The 18,871-nt window shown below is 27.6% G+C and carries 19 protein-coding genes; 2 read left to right on the top strand and 17 right to left on the bottom strand.

The window, feature by feature from the left end:
- Positions 1-82 precede the first annotated feature (82 nt).
- From rpoD to CM240_RS07765, 3 genes are all read right to left on the bottom strand, one after another.
- On the bottom strand, positions 83-1,165 hold the full coding sequence (gene rpoD, locus CM240_RS17990; RefSeq protein WP_044038034.1) for an RNA polymerase sigma factor RpoD: 1,083 nt from the start codon (positions 1,163-1,165) through the stop codon (positions 83-85).
- 22 nt (positions 1,166-1,187) lie between these two features.
- Positions 1,188-2,957 (bottom strand): DNA primase, encoded by a 1,770-nt coding sequence (gene dnaG, locus CM240_RS17995; protein ID WP_044038036.1) that lies wholly within the window; start codon positions 2,955-2,957, stop codon positions 1,188-1,190.
- 142 nt (positions 2,958-3,099) lie between these two features.
- Entirely contained in the window at positions 3,100-4,128 is a 1,029-nt protein-coding gene (locus CM240_RS07765) for a deoxyguanosinetriphosphate triphosphohydrolase (RefSeq protein ID WP_044038038.1), read from the bottom strand.
- 159 nt (positions 4,129-4,287) lie between these two features.
- On the opposite strand from CM240_RS07765, the gene CM240_RS07770 reads away from it, so the two are divergent.
- Positions 4,288-5,364: a CotS family spore coat protein gene (locus tag CM240_RS07770; RefSeq protein ID WP_051483754.1), complete on the top strand. Its 1,077-nt coding sequence runs from the start codon at positions 4,288-4,290 to the stop codon at positions 5,362-5,364.
- A 235-nt stretch (positions 5,365-5,599) separates the two neighbouring features.
- Here CM240_RS07770 and ppdK read toward each other — a convergent pair whose 3' ends face one another.
- From ppdK to CM240_RS07825, 12 genes are all read right to left on the bottom strand, one after another.
- On the bottom strand, positions 5,600-8,230 hold the full coding sequence (ppdK, locus tag CM240_RS07775; protein ID WP_044038040.1) for a pyruvate, phosphate dikinase: 2,631 nt from the start codon (positions 8,228-8,230) through the stop codon (positions 5,600-5,602).
- A 63-nt stretch (positions 8,231-8,293) separates the two neighbouring features.
- Positions 8,294-8,932, bottom strand: a complete 639-nt coding sequence (gene ccpN / locus CM240_RS07780; protein ID WP_156930568.1) for a transcriptional regulator CcpN — start codon at positions 8,930-8,932, stop codon at positions 8,294-8,296.
- A 252-nt stretch (positions 8,933-9,184) separates the two neighbouring features.
- On the bottom strand, positions 9,185-9,541 hold the full coding sequence (locus CM240_RS07785; RefSeq protein ID WP_044038044.1) for a hypothetical protein: 357 nt from the start codon (positions 9,539-9,541) through the stop codon (positions 9,185-9,187).
- A 24-nt stretch (positions 9,542-9,565) separates the two neighbouring features.
- Positions 9,566-10,123, bottom strand: a complete 558-nt coding sequence (gene efp, locus CM240_RS07790; protein WP_044038046.1) for an elongation factor P — start codon at positions 10,121-10,123, stop codon at positions 9,566-9,568.
- A gap of 152 nt (positions 10,124-10,275) precedes the next feature.
- Positions 10,276-10,407 (bottom strand): hypothetical protein, encoded by a 132-nt coding sequence (locus CM240_RS18145; protein ID WP_278246564.1) that lies wholly within the window; start codon positions 10,405-10,407, stop codon positions 10,276-10,278.
- The gene (locus CM240_RS07795) at positions 10,404-10,871 is read right to left on the bottom strand and encodes a hypothetical protein (protein WP_044038049.1); all 468 of its coding nucleotides are present in this window, start codon (positions 10,869-10,871) and stop codon (positions 10,404-10,406) included. Before CM240_RS07795 ends, CM240_RS18145 begins: the two co-directional genes overlap by 4 nt.
- The gene (locus tag CM240_RS07800; RefSeq protein WP_044038060.1) at positions 10,846-11,220 is read right to left on the bottom strand and encodes a hypothetical protein; all 375 of its coding nucleotides are present in this window, start codon (positions 11,218-11,220) and stop codon (positions 10,846-10,848) included. Before CM240_RS07800 ends, CM240_RS07795 begins: the two co-directional genes overlap by 26 nt.
- Positions 11,213-11,656 (bottom strand): type II secretion system protein, encoded by a 444-nt coding sequence (locus CM240_RS07805; RefSeq protein WP_044038062.1) that lies wholly within the window; start codon positions 11,654-11,656, stop codon positions 11,213-11,215. Before CM240_RS07805 ends, CM240_RS07800 begins: the two co-directional genes overlap by 8 nt.
- Positions 11,646-12,020: a type II secretion system protein gene (locus CM240_RS07810; RefSeq protein ID WP_044038064.1), complete on the bottom strand. Its 375-nt coding sequence runs from the start codon at positions 12,018-12,020 to the stop codon at positions 11,646-11,648. The genes CM240_RS07805 and CM240_RS07810 overlap by 11 nt, the downstream gene beginning before the upstream one ends.
- Positions 12,017-13,003 carry a type II secretion system F family protein gene (locus CM240_RS07815; protein ID WP_044038066.1) on the bottom strand — a complete coding sequence of 329 codons (987 nt, stop codon included), beginning with the start codon at positions 13,001-13,003 and terminating at the stop codon, positions 12,017-12,019. The genes CM240_RS07810 and CM240_RS07815 overlap by 4 nt, the downstream gene beginning before the upstream one ends.
- 29 nt (positions 13,004-13,032) lie before the next feature.
- Positions 13,033-14,055: a GspE/PulE family protein gene (locus CM240_RS07820; RefSeq protein WP_051483755.1), complete on the bottom strand. Its 1,023-nt coding sequence runs from the start codon at positions 14,053-14,055 to the stop codon at positions 13,033-13,035.
- Positions 14,056-14,151: 96 nt separating this feature from the next.
- Positions 14,152-15,162, bottom strand: a complete 1,011-nt coding sequence (locus CM240_RS07825) for a hypothetical protein (RefSeq protein WP_044038068.1) — start codon at positions 15,160-15,162, stop codon at positions 14,152-14,154.
- Positions 15,163-15,287: 125 nt separating this feature from the next.
- Between CM240_RS07825 and CM240_RS07830 the strand changes: the two genes are divergently transcribed.
- Positions 15,288-16,949 (top strand): Rqc2 family fibronectin-binding protein, encoded by a 1,662-nt coding sequence (locus CM240_RS07830; protein ID WP_044038070.1) that lies wholly within the window; start codon positions 15,288-15,290, stop codon positions 16,947-16,949.
- A 75-nt stretch (positions 16,950-17,024) separates the two neighbouring features.
- Here the strand turns inward: CM240_RS07830 and CM240_RS07835 are convergent, their stop codons facing one another.
- Both CM240_RS07835 and CM240_RS07840 read right to left on the bottom strand, forming a co-directional pair.
- On the bottom strand, positions 17,025-17,792 hold the full coding sequence (locus CM240_RS07835; RefSeq protein ID WP_044038072.1) for a hypothetical protein: 768 nt from the start codon (positions 17,790-17,792) through the stop codon (positions 17,025-17,027).
- A gap of 23 nt (positions 17,793-17,815) precedes the next feature.
- Entirely contained in the window at positions 17,816-18,859 is a 1,044-nt protein-coding gene (locus CM240_RS07840) for a DNA polymerase IV (RefSeq protein WP_044038074.1), read from the bottom strand.
- Positions 18,860-18,871 lie beyond the last annotated feature (12 nt).

Consider the following 18,871-nt stretch of genomic DNA (forward strand, 5'->3'; position numbering starts at 1 on the left):
ACATCTCCCCCTTATAATATATATAATTATATCATAATAATTAAATAGCACCAATAACAAAAGAGCATCATAAAGTGATGCTCTAATCTAAATAATCTTTAAGTTTTTTACTTCTACTTGGATGTCTTAATTTTCTTAATGCCTTAGCTTCAATTTGTCTTATTCTTTCTCTTGTTACATTAAACTCTTTACCTACTTCTTCAAGGGTTCTCGTTCTACCATCATCAAGACCAAATCTAAGTCTTAATACTTTTTCTTCCCTAGGTGTAAGAGTATCTAAAACATTAATTAACTGCTCTTTTAACATTGTAAAAGCTGCTGCTTCTGCCGGTGCTGGTGCTTCATCATCAGGTATAAAATCTCCAAGATGAGAATCTTCTTCTTCACCTATTGGCGTTTCTAGTGATACAGGCTCTTGAGCTATTTTCATAATTTCTCTAACTTTCTCAACTGGCATATCCATTTTTTCTGATATTTCTTCTGGCTGAGGTGCTCTTCCTAATTCTTGTACTAGTTGTCTTTCTACTCTAATAAGCTTATTTATTGTTTCTACCATATGCACAGGTATTCTTATAGTTCTAGCTTGATCTGCAATAGCTCTAGTTATTGCCTGTCTTATCCACCATGTTGCATAAGTTGAAAACTTATATCCTTTTCTATAGTCAAATTTTTCTACAGCCTTAATTAAACCTAAATTTCCTTCTTGTATAAGATCTAGAAATAACATTCCTCTTCCTACATATCTCTTAGCTATAGATACAACAAGTCTAAGATTTGCTTCTGCAAGTTTTTTCTTTGCAAATTGATCTCCTTCTTCTATCCTCATAGCTAGTGATATTTCGTCTTCTGATGATAATAAAGGTACCTTACCAATCTCTTTTAAGTACATTCTTACAGGATCATCTATAGATATTCCTTCAGGAATTGATATGTCAATTTCTTCAGTTGCTTCCTCTACTGCATCTTTATTCTCACCAATTACTTCTATTCCCATAGATTCTAACGCTTCATAAACCTGTTCTATTTGTTCTGGGCTTAATTCTACATCTTCAAGCTCATCTACTATTTCACTATATGTCAAACTTCCTTTTGATTTACCAGTATCAATTAATTTTTTAACTATCTTTAACATTCCAGCCTTGTCTTTTGGATTCACCTTTTCCATGCTAGACCTCCTCTCAATATCCCTAGAGTTCTTTATATTGTTTTTGTTTCTCTTTCATCTTCTTCAATAATGTTATCGTCTCATTCACTGAACCTAACTTCTCTTTTTCCTTAATTTCTTCATTTAAGAACTCTATTTCTTCTTCTAGCTTAAATTTTTTAAGTCTTCTTATACAATCAAATATAAGCTTATCGTCTTCATATCCATCTGTAATAATTGGTTCCTCTCGAACCTTTATAAGTGTCTTCAAAGTCCCTTCATCATTACATTTTGCCTCTATATCTTTAGTTATATCAACTTTCCCACTATTGTAAAGCTCTTTAATTTTTTCAAATAAAGGTGCTGTTTCTCTTGAATATAAGTTCTCCTCATCATTATGCTGTAAGATTAATTTATAATTTTCAATATTTTTTAAAGATAATTTTAGTAATATTCTTTCTATTCTTAAACTACTCTTCTCTAAATGTATATTTTGGCCAATATACCCCGAATTATTCACTTTTTCATAATTACCTTTAAAATTCTCCATTTTTCTTAATGTATCTATTATAAATTCTTCTCTAACTTTAGTTATCTCACTTATATTATGTATAAATTCATCTCTTTCTAAACTAGATAAATCTATACAAATTTCCTTTAGAGACTCTTCTATAAAATGTCGAACATCTTCTGATTCATTAAGGTCATACTTTTCTTTTATTAGTTCCAGCTTATACTCATTTAATGACATAGATTTTTCAACAAGATCTATAAATTTATCTCTACCATTTTTCTTAACAAACTCATCAGGATCTTTTCCATCTGGGATTCTTAAAATTTTTATTTTAATTCCCATATCCTGCAATACCTTAAATCCTCTTTCTGTAGCACTTTTTCCAGCTGCATCAGCATCATAGCAAATTATAACTGTATCCACAAACTTCTTTAAAAGCTTACCTTGATTAACAGTTAAAGCTGTTCCCAGTGAAGCTACTACATTGGTAATATTGTGCTCATGAAGAGTAATTACATCCATATAACCTTCTACTATAATTATTGACTTTTTCAGTCCACTTTTTATAGCAAAGTTTAAGCCATATAAATTGTCACCTTTTTTGAAAATTAAACTTTCTGGAGAATTAAGATATTTAGGTTTAGAATCATCTAAAACCCGTCCACCAAAACCTATTACATTTCCTCTATAATCAAAAACAGGAAAAATTACTCGGTTTCTAAATCTATCATAGGTGGATTTTTCACTTTTTATTACTAACCCTAGCGCTATTAAGTCCTCTAATCTATAACCCTTTCGTCTTAGATTATTCATTAATGAATGCCATGAATCTTCGGCATAACCCAAACCAAATTTCTTAATTGTTGCTATATTCAATTCCCTATTTTTAAAATAATCTTGTGCTTTTTTACTAGTTTTTAAATTATTAAAAAATATTCTTGCACTATCTTTATTAATTTTAAGAAGTTTATCTTTAAACTCCTTCTTTTTTTTGGATTCCTTATTGCCTTCATCAATTTCTATGTTGGCTCTTTCCCCTAAATACTTTACTGCTTCAACAAATGGCAGATTTTTAGTTTTCATTACATATACAATTACATTACCTGCTTCTCCACATCCAAAACATTTATATATTCCTTTTTCAGGTGTAACTGTAAATGATGGAGTTTTCTCTTTATGAAAGGGACATAATCCAGTTAAATATTTACCACTTTTTTTGAGTCTGACACCACTTTCTTCTATCACACTAGCAATATCATTTTCGTCCTTTATCTTCTGGATTAATTCATCACTTATCAAATAAAAACCACCTCTATTTTTTTCGTACAATTAAATTAATATTCGACACTGAAATTATATTTCCTCTTTTTATTTTTAATTTAAATATATTAATTATGTTATTCTTTTATTATATTATTACATACTTGTAGCTTACCTATTCTTAATATATTACAAACTTAGGAACATACAATTCATTGAACAAATGAATACAATAATCATCACTCATGCCGCCTATGTAATCACACACACCTTGGTAAATTCCTTCCTCTTCCGCAATATCTCTATAAAACTTAGGAAGCTTATCTTGATTTTTAACATAATACATAAATACTTGTTCAAATACAAACTTGGCTTTTTCTCTCTCATTTCTAAGTATATTTCCTTTATATACTTCCTTAAACATAAAACTTCTTAATCCAGTTAATGCATAACCAACCTCTTCACTTAAATTAACTTTTATATTTTCACTTTCTAAATTATTTATAGTATTATATATAATATCATGAACTAATCTATTTATTCTATCAGAATTAGTATGTCCTAGAATATTTATGTATTCACTTGGAAGATCTTCTTCAACGATTAAACCTGCTCTTATTGAATCATCAATATCATGATTTACATAAGCTATTTTATCTGCATATTTTACTACTTGACCTTCTAATGTAAAAGCTTCTTTACCATTTTTATCAAATCCAGAGTGATGTAGTATTCCATCCAATACTTCTTCTGTAAGATTTAACCCTGCTCCATTTTTTTCAAGACGTGTCAACACTCGTATAGAATTTATATTATGTTTAAATCCATTAGGCATAAGTTCATTTAAGACTTCTTCTCCATTATGTGCAAAAGCCACATGGCCTATATCATGCCCTAACGCTATAGCATCAACTAAATCATCATTAAGTCCTATACCCTTAGCAATAGTTCTTGCAATTTGAGCTACCTCTAATGTATGTGTTAACCGTGTCCTATAATGATCTCCTGATGTCCTTATAAATACTTGTGTTTTATGTTTTAATCTTCTAAAAGATTTCGTATGAACTATTCTATCTCTATCTCTCATAAAACAAGTACGAATATCTTCTTCTTTTTCAGCAACACTTCTTCCACGAGTATTCTTAGATAATACAGCATGCTTATTTAATGTAACTTCTTCTCTATTTTCTATAGTTTCTCTTATATTCATATAAATCCTCCTGATTAATAATACTTCTTTATAAAATTCTCATTTCCTCTTTTTATATTATAATATTTTTAATTTTCCCTTCATTTATTAATATACTTCATGCATAAATATATTATTTCTTTAATACTCTTATACTATAATGATTAAGGAGATTTTTATATGTCTAACTTAACTTTGAGTAATAATTTAATTTTTGATTTAGTTTTGAAAGAATATAATATTAGAGCAAATTCTATTGAACTTGTCAAAGCTAAAGCTACTGCAAAAGATAGAATGGTGTATAAAATAAATACTGATTCCCAATCATATTGTCTAAAGAAAGTCTATTATGATGAAGAAACACTATTATTTATTTACTCATCAATAATATGGTTAAATCTTCATAATATATCTTGTCCTACTCTTCTTACTACTACTAGTGGTGGACGATATTTTAAGTATAATAATATGCTTTTTATATTAACTCCATGGATTAATGGTGTAAAATGCAATTATGATATTTTAAATCATTTAGAAATTTCTCTAGAGAATCTAGCTAATATGCATATATCTGGCAAAAACTTTTCTCCTATAGAAGGTTCTAAATTATTAACAGGATTTGATAACAGCTCTTTTTCATACGCTAAGCATTTTTCTGACTTAAAAAAGTATATTGATATCTGTAGTAATAAAGATGATATTTTTTCAAAAAAGATTATAGATTATAAAGATTATATTCTCAATACAGGCTATATAAGTGTCATATATTCTCAATTAATTGATACTAATTTTCTTCCTAAAACTTTATGTCATAAAGATTACGTCAATAAAAACATAATCATTGATAACAATATGAATCCTTGGGTAATTGATTTTGATAAATGTAGAATTGATTATAGAATTACAGACCTTTGCTATTTTTTTAGGCGTTTTTTAAGAAGAGAAAATACAAAATGGAACTTCTTTCTTTTCTCATATCTATTAAATATATATGAGAAAATATCTCCTTTAAATTTTAATGAACATATTTATCTTTTTTCATATCTAAGCTTTCCACAAAAGCATTGGAGACTATGTAGAGATTTTTATAATACATCAGAGCTATCTTATGAAGATTATAATACTCTGTTAAATAAATATAATAATCAAAGCGAAAATCACATGAATTTTATATTTTCATATAAATTTTATATTTATAATCGCTTTAAAAACGAAAGAAAGAACAGATTTGAAATGCATAAAGAAATTAAGCAATAATAGTAAAATTCAAAATATATGGTAAGAAAATAACAGTTTTCTTGATATTATGGCTAGTTTGTACTGGTACCAATATTAAAGTATAACTAAATTTCTTAAATAAAATTTTCTCGGCTTGTCTAAGAGACAACCTTTTCTCTTATTTCTTCACTATTTACTCTTACCTATAAAAAAGGAGCCTAAAGCATAATATTAATTTATTGTACTTTAGACTCTTTTATAAACTATTTTTTAATTATCTAGGATTTTTAATTTGTGCTTGTGCCGCTGCAAGTCTAGCTACTGGAACTCTATATGGTGAACAAGATACATAATTTAATCCAACAGCATGACAGAACTCTACTGATGATGGATCTCCACCATGCTCTCCACAAATTCCAAGCTTAATATCTTTTCTTGTAGATTTTCCGGCATCTGCTGCCATCTTCACTAATTTTCCTACACCATTTTGGTCAAGTTTTGAAAATGGATCAAATTCATAAACCTTTTTCTCATAATAATCATTTAAGAATTTAGCAGCATCATCTCTAGAGAACCCAAAAGTCATTTGTGTTAAGTCATTAGTTCCAAATGAGAAGAACTCAGCTTCCTTAGCTATTTCATCAGCTGTTAAAGCTGCTCTTGGTATCTCTATCATTGTACCTACTTTATATTTCATATCTATTCCACTATTTTTAATAAGTTCATCAGCAACAGATACTACAATATTTTTTACATATTTTAATTCTTTTACTTCTCCTACTAATGGTATCATTATCTCTGGTACAATGTCATATCCTAATCTCTTCTTTACATCTAATGCAGCTTCTATAACAGCAGTAGTTTGCATCTCTGCTATTTCTGGATAAGAAACACTTAATCTACATCCTCTATGTCCCATCATAGGATTAAATTCATGAAGTGAAGCTATTGTATTTTTTAATTCATATAAATCTATATTCATCTCTTTTGCTAAAGCTTCAATATCTTCATCTGCACTTGGTAAAAATTCATGTAATGGTGGATCTAAAAATCTTATTGTAACAGCTTTTCCTTCCATCGCTTCATAAATTCCTATAAAATCTTCTTTTTGCATTGGCAAAATCTTATCTAATGCTTTTCTTCTTTGATCCTCTGTCTTCGCCACAATCATTTCTCTAACTGCAGCTATTCTTTCTTCATGGAAGAACATATGCTCTGTTCTACATAATCCAATTCCTTCTGCTCCAAATTTCACTGCTTGTTTAGCATCTCTAGGTGTATCAGCATTAGTTCTAACATTAAGTTTTCTTATTGAATCAGCCCACTCCATAAAAGTTCCAAAATATCCTGTTATTTCCGGTGTAGTTGTTTTTATAGCCTTTCCATATACATTTCCTGTGGAACCATCTATTGAAATATAATCCCCTTCTCTATATATACTATCTCCAGCTTTAAAATATTTTTCTTCTTCATTTACCTCAAGTTCTCCACAACCTGCCACACAACAAGTTCCCATTCCTCTTGCAACAACTGCAGCATGAGATGTCATTCCTCCCCTTACTGTAAGGATACCTTCTGAAACAACCATTCCTTCAATATCTTCTGGTGATGTTTCTAAACGTACAAGAACTACCTTTTCTCCTCTATCTGCTGCAAATTTGGCATCTTCTGCAGTAAAATAAACTTTTCCGCAACCTGCTCCTGGTGATGCAGGAAGCCCCTTTGCAATAACTGTACTCTTCTTTAATTCATCTATATCAAAAGTTGGGTGAAGTAATGAATCTAATTGTTTTGGTTCAACCTTCAATATTGCTTCTTCTTTACTTAGTAAACCTTCTTCTACTAAATCTACAGCAATCTTTAAAGCTGCTTGTGCTGTTCTTTTTCCATTTCTAGTTTGTAGGAAATATAATTTACCTTGTTCTATAGTGAACTCCATATCTTGCATGTCTCTATAATGATTTTCTAATCTATGTGCTATATCCATAAACTCTTTATAGCATTCTGGAAGATCCTCTTCGAGTTTAGATATAGGTTGGGGTGTTCTTATTCCTGCAACAACATCTTCCCCTTGAGCATTAATTAAGTACTCACCATATATTTTGTTGTTTCCTGTAGCCGGATCTCTAGTAAAGGCTACCCCTGTTCCTGAATTTCCTCCCATATTACCAAAAACCATAGATTGAACATTTACAGCAGTTCCCCAGTCAGATGGAATATCATTAAGTCTTCTATATACTATAGCTCTTGGATTTTCCCATGACCTAAATACTGCTTCTACTGCTGCTATCAATTGATCAAATGGATTATTTGGGAAATCTTCTCCCATCTCTCTCTTATAGATATCTTTATATCTAATTACAACTTCCTTTAAGTCATCAGCAGTAAGTTCTGTATCAAACTTTACTCCTTTTTCAGCTTTAACATCGTCTAATACGTTTTCAAAATATCTTTTTTCTATCCCCATAGCAACGTCAGAAAACATTTGAATAAATCTTCTGTATGAATCATAAGCAAATCTTTCATTACCTGTTAACTTTGAAAGCCCTATAGTAGCATCATCATTAAGTCCTAAATTTAAAATAGTATCCATCATTCCTGGCATAGATACTCTAGCACCACTTCTTACTGAGAGTAATAAAGGATTTTCTGTTGACCCAAATGTTTTACCTGTTATTACCTCTAAGTTTTTTATAGCTTCCTTCATCTCATTTTTAACAGACTCTGATATCAATTTACCATCATCATAAAACTTTGTACATGCCTCTGTAGTAACTGTAAATCCTTGAGGCACCGGAATTCCCAAATTTGTCATTTCTGCTAAGTTAGCACCTTTTCCTCCTAAAAGGTTTCTCATTGAAGCATTTCCTTCTTTAAAAAGGTACACATACTTATTATTATCCATATAACAACATCCCCTTTGTCATATTAATCTATATCTAACGGGTTTTACCCGATAGTATCATTATTATTTAGATGCCGCTTCAACAAATAACTTAGTTATATTAGTTTTAGAAACCTTTCCTACTACTTTATAGCTTTCCTTTATATCTTTAATTTCCTTTCTTACGACAGGAAGACAATCAACCTCGTGATCTATAATTTTCTTAGCCGCTGAAATAACCGTATCATCTTCTTCAACAAAAACTATATTAGGCATTCTTGTCATGATAATCCCTACTGGTACCTTATGCATATCACTACTTCCTATAGCTGTTTTTAGGAAGTCTTTTCTTGATGCTGCACCAACCAAAAATCCATCATTCTCAATAAATAAAGTTCCGCTATCATTAAGAAATAATTCTAATACTGCATCATATACCATAGTATTTTCTCCTACTACTACAGCCTTAGACATTATATCTTTTACCTTTGTGGTAAGAGTATTTTCTCCAATTGAAATCTTATTTTCTCTATTAGAAAAAACATATCCTACCTTTGGCTTAGCATCTAGCATACCACTCATTGTAAGTATAGAAAGATCTGCTCTTAATGCTGCTCTGGTAAGATTTAATTTCTTGGCTATTTTTTCACTAGTTATCGGTTGAAACTCTTTCACCAATCTCATAATCTCTTCTTGTCTACTTGTAAATTTTATTGTAGTCACCTTCCTTCTTGCGACCATATTTGTATTATAGCACTATAATTTTATAATTAGTATAGCACTTAAGGGTATAAAAGTCTAACTGGAAGAAATTAGTATTTGATATTTTCCAATTACTCTGAATATCTTTAATTTTCTTAATATTTCAATTTTTATGTAAAATTCCTTCTATCTAAATTAATTTATTGATCTCTAACACATAATAAAATAAAGAAATCACTATCTTTCTTTTTAGAGATAGTGATTTCTTTAATATTAGCTCTTTATAAAAGTAATTAAATTTCCACAATTAGGACAATCAAAATTTTCTTCACTTTCATAAATTTCCTTATCTATATATAGAGATTCCTTGCAACTATCGCAACTAACTTGAATAAATTCTTCTTCATCAAAATTATCAATTTCTAATTCATCATCTTCTACAGAAAGCACTGATTCTACTTCTCTTAAATCCTCTTCTATAGTATCAATATACTCTCTTAACAAATGATTTTCGTTGCTAAGATTTTCTATTTCATCTTGCAAATCTTTTATAATGTCTATAAATAATTTCACTTCACAAGATTTATTTTCAATATTTTCAAGAGTAGATATTTTCTCGTTAATATTCATATACTCTTCCTCTCTTAAGGAAAATTAAACTCTTTCCATATATTCTCCAGTTCTTGTGTCAACTCTTATCATGTCACCTTCATTTACGAATAATGGAACTCCAATTTCAGCACCTGTTTCTAATGTTGCTGGTTTATTTACATTAGTTGTTGTATTTCCTTTTACACCCGGCTCAGTACTTACAACTTGTAATTCAACAAAGTTCGGTGCTTCAACTGAGAAAGCTTCACCTTTATAGAACTTAATTATAGCAAACATATTTTCTTTTAAGAACTTAATAGCGTTTTCAACTTGATCATAGTTTAATGGTATTTGTTCATATGTTTCTCCATCCATGAAGTAGTATAATTCTCCATCTGAATAAAGATATTGCATTTCTTTTCTTTCAATTACTGCTTCTTGGAATTTAGCTGTTGGGTTAAAAGTAGTTTCTGTAACACCACCATTTATAACATTTCTAAGCTTAGTTCTAACGAATGCAGCTCCTTTTCCTGGCTTAACATGTAAAAAGTCTATAACTGTATACACTTGTCCATCTTGCTCAAACGTAGTACCTTTTCTTAAATCTCCTGCTGATATCATTAATATCCCTCCAAAATGATTTTCATTATTATTATAACCTATTTAGTTAATCTAATACTATATTTTTAATATTTATTCTTAAATTATAGTATACATACGCAAACAACAATGATATTTTATCAAAACTTATGATTATTTGCAAATTAAATACACTAATCTTTAATGTACTGATACTCTATATTTTTTTCTGTATAAATAATAGTTCTTCTTTCCTTTATGAGTATATTAGCTATCATAAATTCTAACATAATCATTACACTCATAATAATAACTATCCATATCATAATAAAACCTCTTTTTTTATCTTTATACAACGAAAGTTTTCCTCCCCACTATTTGATTTTAAATATATATATAATAACTCCTCAGAAGGTTCATATGTGAATCTACACTTATCTATAGAATTACTTATAACTACATTAGTAGCCTCAGAATCAATTACTATATATTTTAAAACTCCACCATATTTACTTATCATATATCGTTTTCCATTATATAAATAACTTATAGATTCTTCTTTAACTTCAAACTGTGATATTTCATTATCTAACATGTAAACTATTTGATCCATAGTACAACTTATATCTATATACTTTCTATTTTCATCAATATTACTGATATAATGATTTTTTACACTATACATATATCTTAAAAGGAATGTCATAATTATTACATTAATCATAAGTAGAATTAATAAGTTAATAAGTATTGAGCCATTATATTTAGTTCTTAACTTTATATACTTCATACCCATCTTCCACTCTCTCATATAAGGTAATATCCATACCACCACTATATTTATATACCTCTACATATTTGTCACCTTTTTTGCCACTTAAATCAATAACTTTATTACTTGTAAGTCTATTAATTGTCAAATTCTCTTCTGGAATCATTATATGATAGTCTTTTTCACTATCTACTAATACCTTCTCTCTAATGACATTCAATATTCTCATATTATTTTTAATTCTACTATTATCGATTCCAACCTTCGTATTTTTATCAATAACCTTTATCACCACTATAGACAAATATAAAAAGAGTGCTATAGATAGTAACATATCTATCACAATAAAACCTTTTTTCCTATTCATAAAATATATTGCTCACTCCTACTCTAATAGAAACATCATATTTGTTATCATACTTATCTTTAAATCTAACTTTTATCGAAGACTTTATATTTCCCTTACTTCCTAAAATAATCTCTTGTTTTTTCATTGTTGAATTTTCTATAAACTCAAATTCTTCTTTAAGATTATATTGATCTATTACTTCTCCATCTATTACTAAAATCAATTTGTTATTACTAGTTTGAATAATTATTGTTCCTTCTCTCTCTCTTCTTTTAGATATTTCTTTTCCTCTAAAAATGAAATCCCCAATTTCATTTTTTATTGTTTCTCCTTTGTATATTATAGATCGATGCTTATAAACTTTTATTATCGACCCTATAGGAAGCAATAATGTTACGATAACAGCCACTGCTATTATTGTTTCAATTAATGTAAATCCTTTTTTAATCTCCACTGTAAATTACTTTCCCTTCTAAATATAATTTATAAGTAAACTTCTTATCATCTAATACTAATTTTAATTCATTACCTTTATCTTTGTATTTCACAGTTTCAATACCTTTTCCTCCAATTGTAAGTTCTACATCGGTAACAGATATATTACTTTCAATTGCTACTTTTAAATCACTTAACTTAGTAAAAGTATTCTTTTCATTATGAGCTTTAACATAATCATATACCAGTACAGAATTTAAAATATACTTATTCTTATCTATGTTTTTTCTTAATTCACTATAATTAGGTACTACTATAGACATTAATATAACTAATATAGATAAAGTTACTAAAACTTCTATTAACGTAAATCCTTTCTTCACATAATTCCCTCCATATAAGAAAACATAGTCTCCATAATAGATACAACTATAGATAATACAATGGCTCCCATTATCACAAGCATAATAGGCCCTATTTTTTTTACTACTTTATCTAATTTCATATTAAAATTTTCTTTTTCCATTTCTGAAACTTTCTCTATAGTCTCAGGTAAATATCCGCTTTCTATGCCAGTTGATATTAGAACCATAGATATATCATCAAAAATATACTTTTTATTTAAGGCAGTAGCTAAATCATTTCCATTTTTTATATCTATCAATATATTATTTAAAATATCTCTTATAAAATTGCTTTTACAATCATCTACAATATTTTCTATAGCCGTAGTAATAGGTACCCCATTATTTATCAATAAAAATAATGATTCATATATCCCTATTCTTAAATTTGATAATATTAGTTCTCCAAATATAGGTATCTTAATTCTCAATTTATCATTTTTAGCACTTATTTTTTTATATATTTTGGCTAATAAGCCTCCAGTTAAAAACACCATAAAATTTATTAATATATAATTTTCTTTAAAGTGCATGGAAAACTTTACCAAGCTAGATATTTTACTTTTATCAACGGTAATGGTAGAAGACAATGATGGCACGATTATTATAAAGATTATATTAAACAAAATATAACATATACTAAGAATCACAATTGGATATGTTATAGCTTGTAATATATTTTTTCTTGTCTTAATTTTAGACTCCAAATTTTCATAAATATTATTGAAAATCTTATCTATACTACCACTTTCTTCTCCTACTTTTATTGATTGTATTACATATGTATCAAAAACCTTTCTATTTGAAAAAGCCTTATATATGCTATTTCCTTTCAATATTTCTTCATTTATTTTATTTAAAATGTATTTGAATTTCTTATTTTTACATTGTTTGCTTATAATATCTAATGAAGTAACTATAGATATTCCTGCCTTAGATAAAATACTTAACTGATAAAACAAATTGCTTATTTCTTTTCGTTTTATTTTTTTTAAATTAATAAAGATAAATATTCCTCCTTAGGTATAATCTTTTTCTCCCACAATCCCTTACAATATTTTCTTAACGGTATTTTATTTTTACATAAATAATCTTTAGATAAATCATTTTCAATATCATATCTATCGTTTACTATATATTCTCCAGCAACAACTTTACCTTTGTATCCTTTTCCTCCACATATCAAACATTTAGACTTATTTTCACAGTTACACTTTTTCTTCAGAAGTCTTTGATATATTACTGCTATAAGAGTATCTTTTATAAGTGTCTTATCAATCCCCATATCTAAAAGTCTATTAATAGCTCCATAACTATCATTACAATGTATAGTTGATATAACTAAATGCCCTGTAAGAGCTGCTCTAAGAGCTAATCTAGCTGTCTCTTCATCTCTAAGTTCACCTATAACAATAATATCTGGATCTTGTCTTAAAACAGATCTTAGTATGTTTGAAAAATTGAAATTAGCTTTTTCATTAACTTCCACTTGATTTGCATTAGGTATTATATACTCTACTGGGTCTTCAATAGTTATAATATTTTTTCCCACAGTATCTATAGAATTTATTATGTTGCACAAAGTAGTTGTTTTTCCACTTCCTGTTGGTCCACCAATTAAAAAAAGCCCACTATTAGCACATAACAATAAATCTAAAGTATCCTTAGGTATAAATTTTAATGATTCTAGAGAATATGCTGTTTTATTTCTTAGCACTCTAAGATTAATTTTTTCTCCAAATATTGTTGGCAAGGATGAAACTCTAATGCTATATTCTTTATCTTTTAACGTAACATTAAAACTTCCATCTTGACAGATTCTTTTTTTATCTAACTCCAATTTGCTTCTTACTTTAATTTTTGCAACAAGACTTAGCACCTCTTCTTTTGAAAACTCTTTCATTTCTTCAAGTTCTCCATTAGCCCTAATTCGTAAAATCCCCTTATCCTTTTTTTGTTCTATATGTAAATCTGTTATATTTTCATCTTCTATATATACTTCTAATTCTTTCATATTTTCACCCCACTTAAATTATTTACCATATTTTCATTATTAATTCACATAAACAAAAAAAAGTAAGAATGTTTATGTTTTTACATTCTTACTTTTTTATTTTACCTTTACTTCATCAGAGTAAGCATTATATATAGTTACCTCTCTAGATTCAATATTCAACTTATATAATTTATTATCATCAAAACTATTATCTCCACCTATAAAATATATATTATCATCATCATAAGCAATTCCTCTACTTGCATATATATTCTTCGGAAACTCAAAGGTCATTGTTCTTTTTTCATCCGATGATATAATTTCATATATTCTAGTCGTATCGTCTTGTGCTACCCCAACTATATAATATTTATTATTTATATATAAAAAATCTTCTATTTTAGTAAAATCATTTCTAGATATCACTCTTTTGTTATCCTTATATATATCTAACTTATAATCCATGCCATCAAAAGTTAATATAATCTCTGAATCTCCAATAACTTTATAGTAAACAACTATACCATCTACATTAATATCTCTTTCTTTAACTTGATCTTTTTCAATATCATATTGATACAATCCGGCTTTATTTCCTTGGTTATGTACACCATAAAAATATACCTTATTATTTGTAATTGAATAATTGTCACCTGAAATAATATATTCACTTGGAATTTCTTTTTCTTCTCTAGTCTCTATATCAAATATTTTTAGACCATCTATAACTTCTTCATCATTATAACCATAATATCCTAAATATCTTCCATTATCACTTAACTTTATATTTGAATAATTCTTAAAGTCCTTCAGTGTTATTATATTATCCTTTGTATATATATCAATGTAATTATTACCACTTTCTTCTTGCTTTATATTTACTACTACTAATGGTTCATTATTATATAACACATCTATAGCATTTTCTTCTGTATATAACACCTCATTTAAATCATCAAAATTATAGTATTTTACTCCCTTTCTATCAAAACCGACGATAATATTCTTTTCAAGTTTTAAATATTTACCATCATTTTTTTTAGTATTCTTTGAAGTACATCCTTGTAACATCAATAATAAAATAAGTGTTAAAGCCATTACCTTCCTATAATACTTTAGCCTCATTTTTCCATTCTCCTTCTACTCTACATACTATATAGTACAATGACTTTTTTGAATTATCAATAGTACTTTATTTTAATTTTTATCAATGTTATACTAATAACCAAAGATAATAAGGAGATGATATCATGGCATTTGACGGTTTATACCTCCATTATGTTATAAATGAACTTAAAAATACAATTATCGATGGTCGAATTAATAAAATAAATCAACCTGAAAAAGACGAAATAATTTTCACTATAAAAACTAAAAATCATGGGAAGGTAAAGCTTCTAATTTCATCTTCCTCATCTTATCCTAAAATACATATTACAAATGAGATTAAAGAAAATCCTTTAACACCTCCGTTGTTTAATATGGTTCTTAGAAAATACTTAAATAACTCTAAAATAATAGATATTGAACAAATAGGAACTGATAGAATAGGAAAAATTTCTTTTCTAACAACAGATGAACTAGGATTTGATAGTAAATATAATTTATATTTCGAAATAATGGGACGACACTCAAATATAACATTAGTTAGAGATAGAGATAATATTATAATGGATTCCATAAAACACATAACAGAAGATATAAATAGGTTTAGAACTATTCTCCCTTCTCTAGAGTTTGTTCTACCACCATCAACTAATAAATTAGATCCATTTACCTTTACAAAAGAAGAATTTGAAATTGTTTCTAAAAATACAGACTTTAACACAAACTTTGCATCTAAAGTGTTTATGGGTATAGGTAAGGATATATCTAAAGATATATATTTAAAATATGATGGTGACGATTTATTTTCTTGTATAAAGAAATACTTTAATGTATCTCCAGAATTTAATATATATATTGAAAATGGCATTCCATTTAATTTTTCCTCAATGCCACTTTCATTAGATAATTCAACTATAAAAAACTATCCTTCTCCATCTCTACTTCTAGAAGATTATTATAAGGAGAAGGATAAAGCAGATAGATTAAAAAATAGAACTTTAACTCTTCAAAAGCTTATTAATAATAATATTGAACGTTGTATAAAAAAAGAAAAAATACTTCTTAAAACTCTTGATGAAACTAAGGATAAAGATATATTTAAACTTTATGGTGAATTATTAACATCAAACATTTATTCTATTAAAGATGGAGATAAAGAAGCTAATGTATACAATTATTATACAAATGATTATATAACAATCTCACTGGATCCTAATAAATCCATATCTTATAATATTCAAAAATACTATAAGAAATATAATAAACTAAAAAAATCTGAAGAAATGGCTAATATTCAATTAGAACATAATAAAGTTGAATTGGAATATCTAACATCTGTTTTAACAAATATAAACTTAATTGATAACTATAATGAAATAGATGATATAAAAAATGAACTTATTGCTGAAGGATATATTAAATTTTCTAAAAAGAAAAATAAATCTACTTCAACAAAACCTTTAAAATTTACTTCTCCAGATGGAATAGATATTTATGTTGGTAAAAATAATATTCAAAATGATTATTTAACAACAAAATTTGCATCTAAAAATGATATTTGGCTACATACTAAAAATATTCCTGGTTCTCATGTAATAATAAAAAGAACCTCCAGTGATATTCCCAATACAACACTTGAATACGCTGCTAACTTAGCTGCATATTATTCAAAAGGTAGATCTGGTACTAAAGTTCCAGTAGATTATACAGAAATAAAAAATGTTAGAAAACCTAATGGAGCTAAAGCTGGCATGGTTATTTATTTAACTAATAAAACTATTTATATTGATCCTAAGCCAATTTAAAGAAAGGACTGTTACATAATAAAAAAATTTTATGTAACAGTCCTTTGTTATAGCTTAATAAATAATATGCAAAAACTACTTTCTATTTTTATCTATCAATAAATAATCCTTCTCCCTTTTATCTCTCCTATCAAAAGGATTGTTTATTACAGCTTTTAAAAATAATTGAGGATAATTATTTTTAAGATATTTCATGTATCTTACCCATTCTTTAGCTAAATATTTATATGCTTTTGAAATATCTGATGAAATATGAATTATCTCATATTCTTCCATAGATTCACTACATCTACTATCTAATTCTTCTCTTAGATGCATAATAGACATCATCATTTCTGTAAATTCTTCATGTTCTAATAACGTAGGATTAGTAATTAGATTTATAAGTAAATCTTTTTCGTAATCAAGAAGGTCTCTTAAACTCTTTAAATCCACCTTATCCATATTTACTACATAATTATGATTTTCTACAATTGTTTCTAACTGCTTAAAAGTTGTTTCACTACAATTAAGGTTCACTACTGCATTTTCTTTTAAGTCCTCTATATCATCATCTGATTCTGCAAATCTATACAATAATCTTGTACCTACTTCTGTATAAAATACTCCAATAATCATATTTAGTTTTTCAAATAAATGTTGATTTTGTCTTTTTTCTAAAAATTTATCTAGAACTAATGTTGTAAAAAATACTTCCATAGGTATAAAAGCTAAATCCGCAACTAAAAATATTAATGTATGATGTAAGTCCTGAAAAATAAGATAATGCCCATAATGTAATAATAAAGATAATGCTATTAAAGCTCCTCCTATTATCATCGTTTCCTTTGTTCTTTTTTTCATTAGTGCTCTTCCTCTTTTCTTTATCAGTAAAATGTCAATTGCTTAAGATTATTACTTTCTAGTGATGAAATTGTAAGTCCTATAAGCCTTATATCTTCTTCTATAACAACTTCATCCAAAATCTTACACCCCTCCTCATAAATATCCTTCTCTAGATAAAGATATTTATTAAAAGTTTTACTTTTAGTATGATTTTCAAAAGACGCTGTTTTAATTTTTACAGTTAAAGTTTTTCCCGATATATTATTTTTTTCTAAATACTTAGATATAAAATTTGCAAATTCTTTTAGATAACTTTTAAGTTTTTTTATATCTTTAGTATCTTCTTTTAATGTTATTTCCCTTCCAACAGATTTTCTTTCTCTCTCTGTAACAACTTCTCTATTATCTATTCCCCTTATTCTATCATAGATTTCCACTCCAAATTTACCAAAATACTCACTAAAATATTTTTTAGGTAAACCATATAAATCTTCTATAGTGAAAATCCCTATATTATTAAGTTTTTTTACAGATTGTTTTCCAAGGCCATGCACTCTTTCTATAGGCAAAGGAAATAATATCATCGGAACCATTTCCTTTGTTATTATCTTTAAACCATTAGGCTTTTCCCAATCTGAAGCTAACTTTGCTAAAAACTTATTATAAGAAATCCCTACAGAAATAGTTAATCCTAAAGTCATTAGTACTTTGCTTTTTATTTTTAATGCTATTAGCTTTGGATCTTCATCTATATCTGTAACATCTAAATATCCCTCATCTATACTAACTTTTTCTACATGGTCTGTTATACTAAATAAGATTTTAAATACTTTATTCGATACTTCTACATATCTACCATATCTCACCGGTAAAAAAACACCATTAGGACACAATACTTTTGCTTTATAAATAGGCATAGCTGATCTTATCCCATATTTTCTCGCCTCATAAGAACATGTAGAAACTACACCCCTTTCTGACTTTCCTCCAACAATTATTGGTTTCCCTTTAAGTCTAGGATTATCAGCCACCTCTACCGATGAAAAAAAGGCATCCATATCTACATGAAGAATTACCCTATTCACATTTTCACCTCA

This window comes from Clostridium bornimense, assembly GCF_000577895.1.
In the GTDB taxonomy this organism is placed as follows: domain Bacteria; phylum Bacillota; class Clostridia; order Clostridiales; family Clostridiaceae; genus Clostridium_AN; species Clostridium_AN bornimense.

Coding starts and splice junctions, on each gene's coding strand:
- CM240_RS18145 (WP_278246564.1), bottom strand. CDS start 10,407: ATGATATGGATAGTTATTATTATGAGTGTAATGATTATGTTAGAATTT.
- CM240_RS07770 (WP_051483754.1), top strand. CDS start 4,288: ATGTCTAACTTAACTTTGAGTAATAATTTAATTTTTGATTTAGTTTTG.
- CM240_RS07825 (WP_044038068.1), bottom strand. CDS start 15,162: ATGAGGCTAAAGTATTATAGGAAGGTAATGGCTTTAACACTTATTTTA.
- rpoD (WP_044038034.1), bottom strand. CDS start 1,165: ATGGAAAAGGTGAATCCAAAAGACAAGGCTGGAATGTTAAAGATAGTT.
- CM240_RS07820 (WP_051483755.1), bottom strand. CDS start 14,055: ATGAAAGAATTAGAAGTATATATAGAAGATGAAAATATAACAGATTTA.
- CM240_RS07830 (WP_044038070.1), top strand. CDS start 15,288: ATGGCATTTGACGGTTTATACCTCCATTATGTTATAAATGAACTTAAA.
- CM240_RS07765 (WP_044038038.1), bottom strand. CDS start 4,128: ATGAATATAAGAGAAACTATAGAAAATAGAGAAGAAGTTACATTAAAT.
- efp (WP_044038046.1), bottom strand. CDS start 10,123: ATGATATCAGCAGGAGATTTAAGAAAAGGTACTACGTTTGAGCAAGAT.
- CM240_RS07835 (WP_044038072.1), bottom strand. CDS start 17,792: ATGAAAAAAAGAACAAAGGAAACGATGATAATAGGAGGAGCTTTAATA.
- CM240_RS07785 (WP_044038044.1), bottom strand. CDS start 9,541: ATGAATATTAACGAGAAAATATCTACTCTTGAAAATATTGAAAATAAA.
- CM240_RS07795 (WP_044038049.1), bottom strand. CDS start 10,871: ATGAAGTATATAAAGTTAAGAACTAAATATAATGGCTCAATACTTATT.
- CM240_RS07800 (WP_044038060.1), bottom strand. CDS start 11,220: ATGAATAGGAAAAAAGGTTTTATTGTGATAGATATGTTACTATCTATA.
- ppdK (WP_044038040.1), bottom strand. CDS start 8,230: ATGGATAATAATAAGTATGTGTACCTTTTTAAAGAAGGAAATGCTTCA.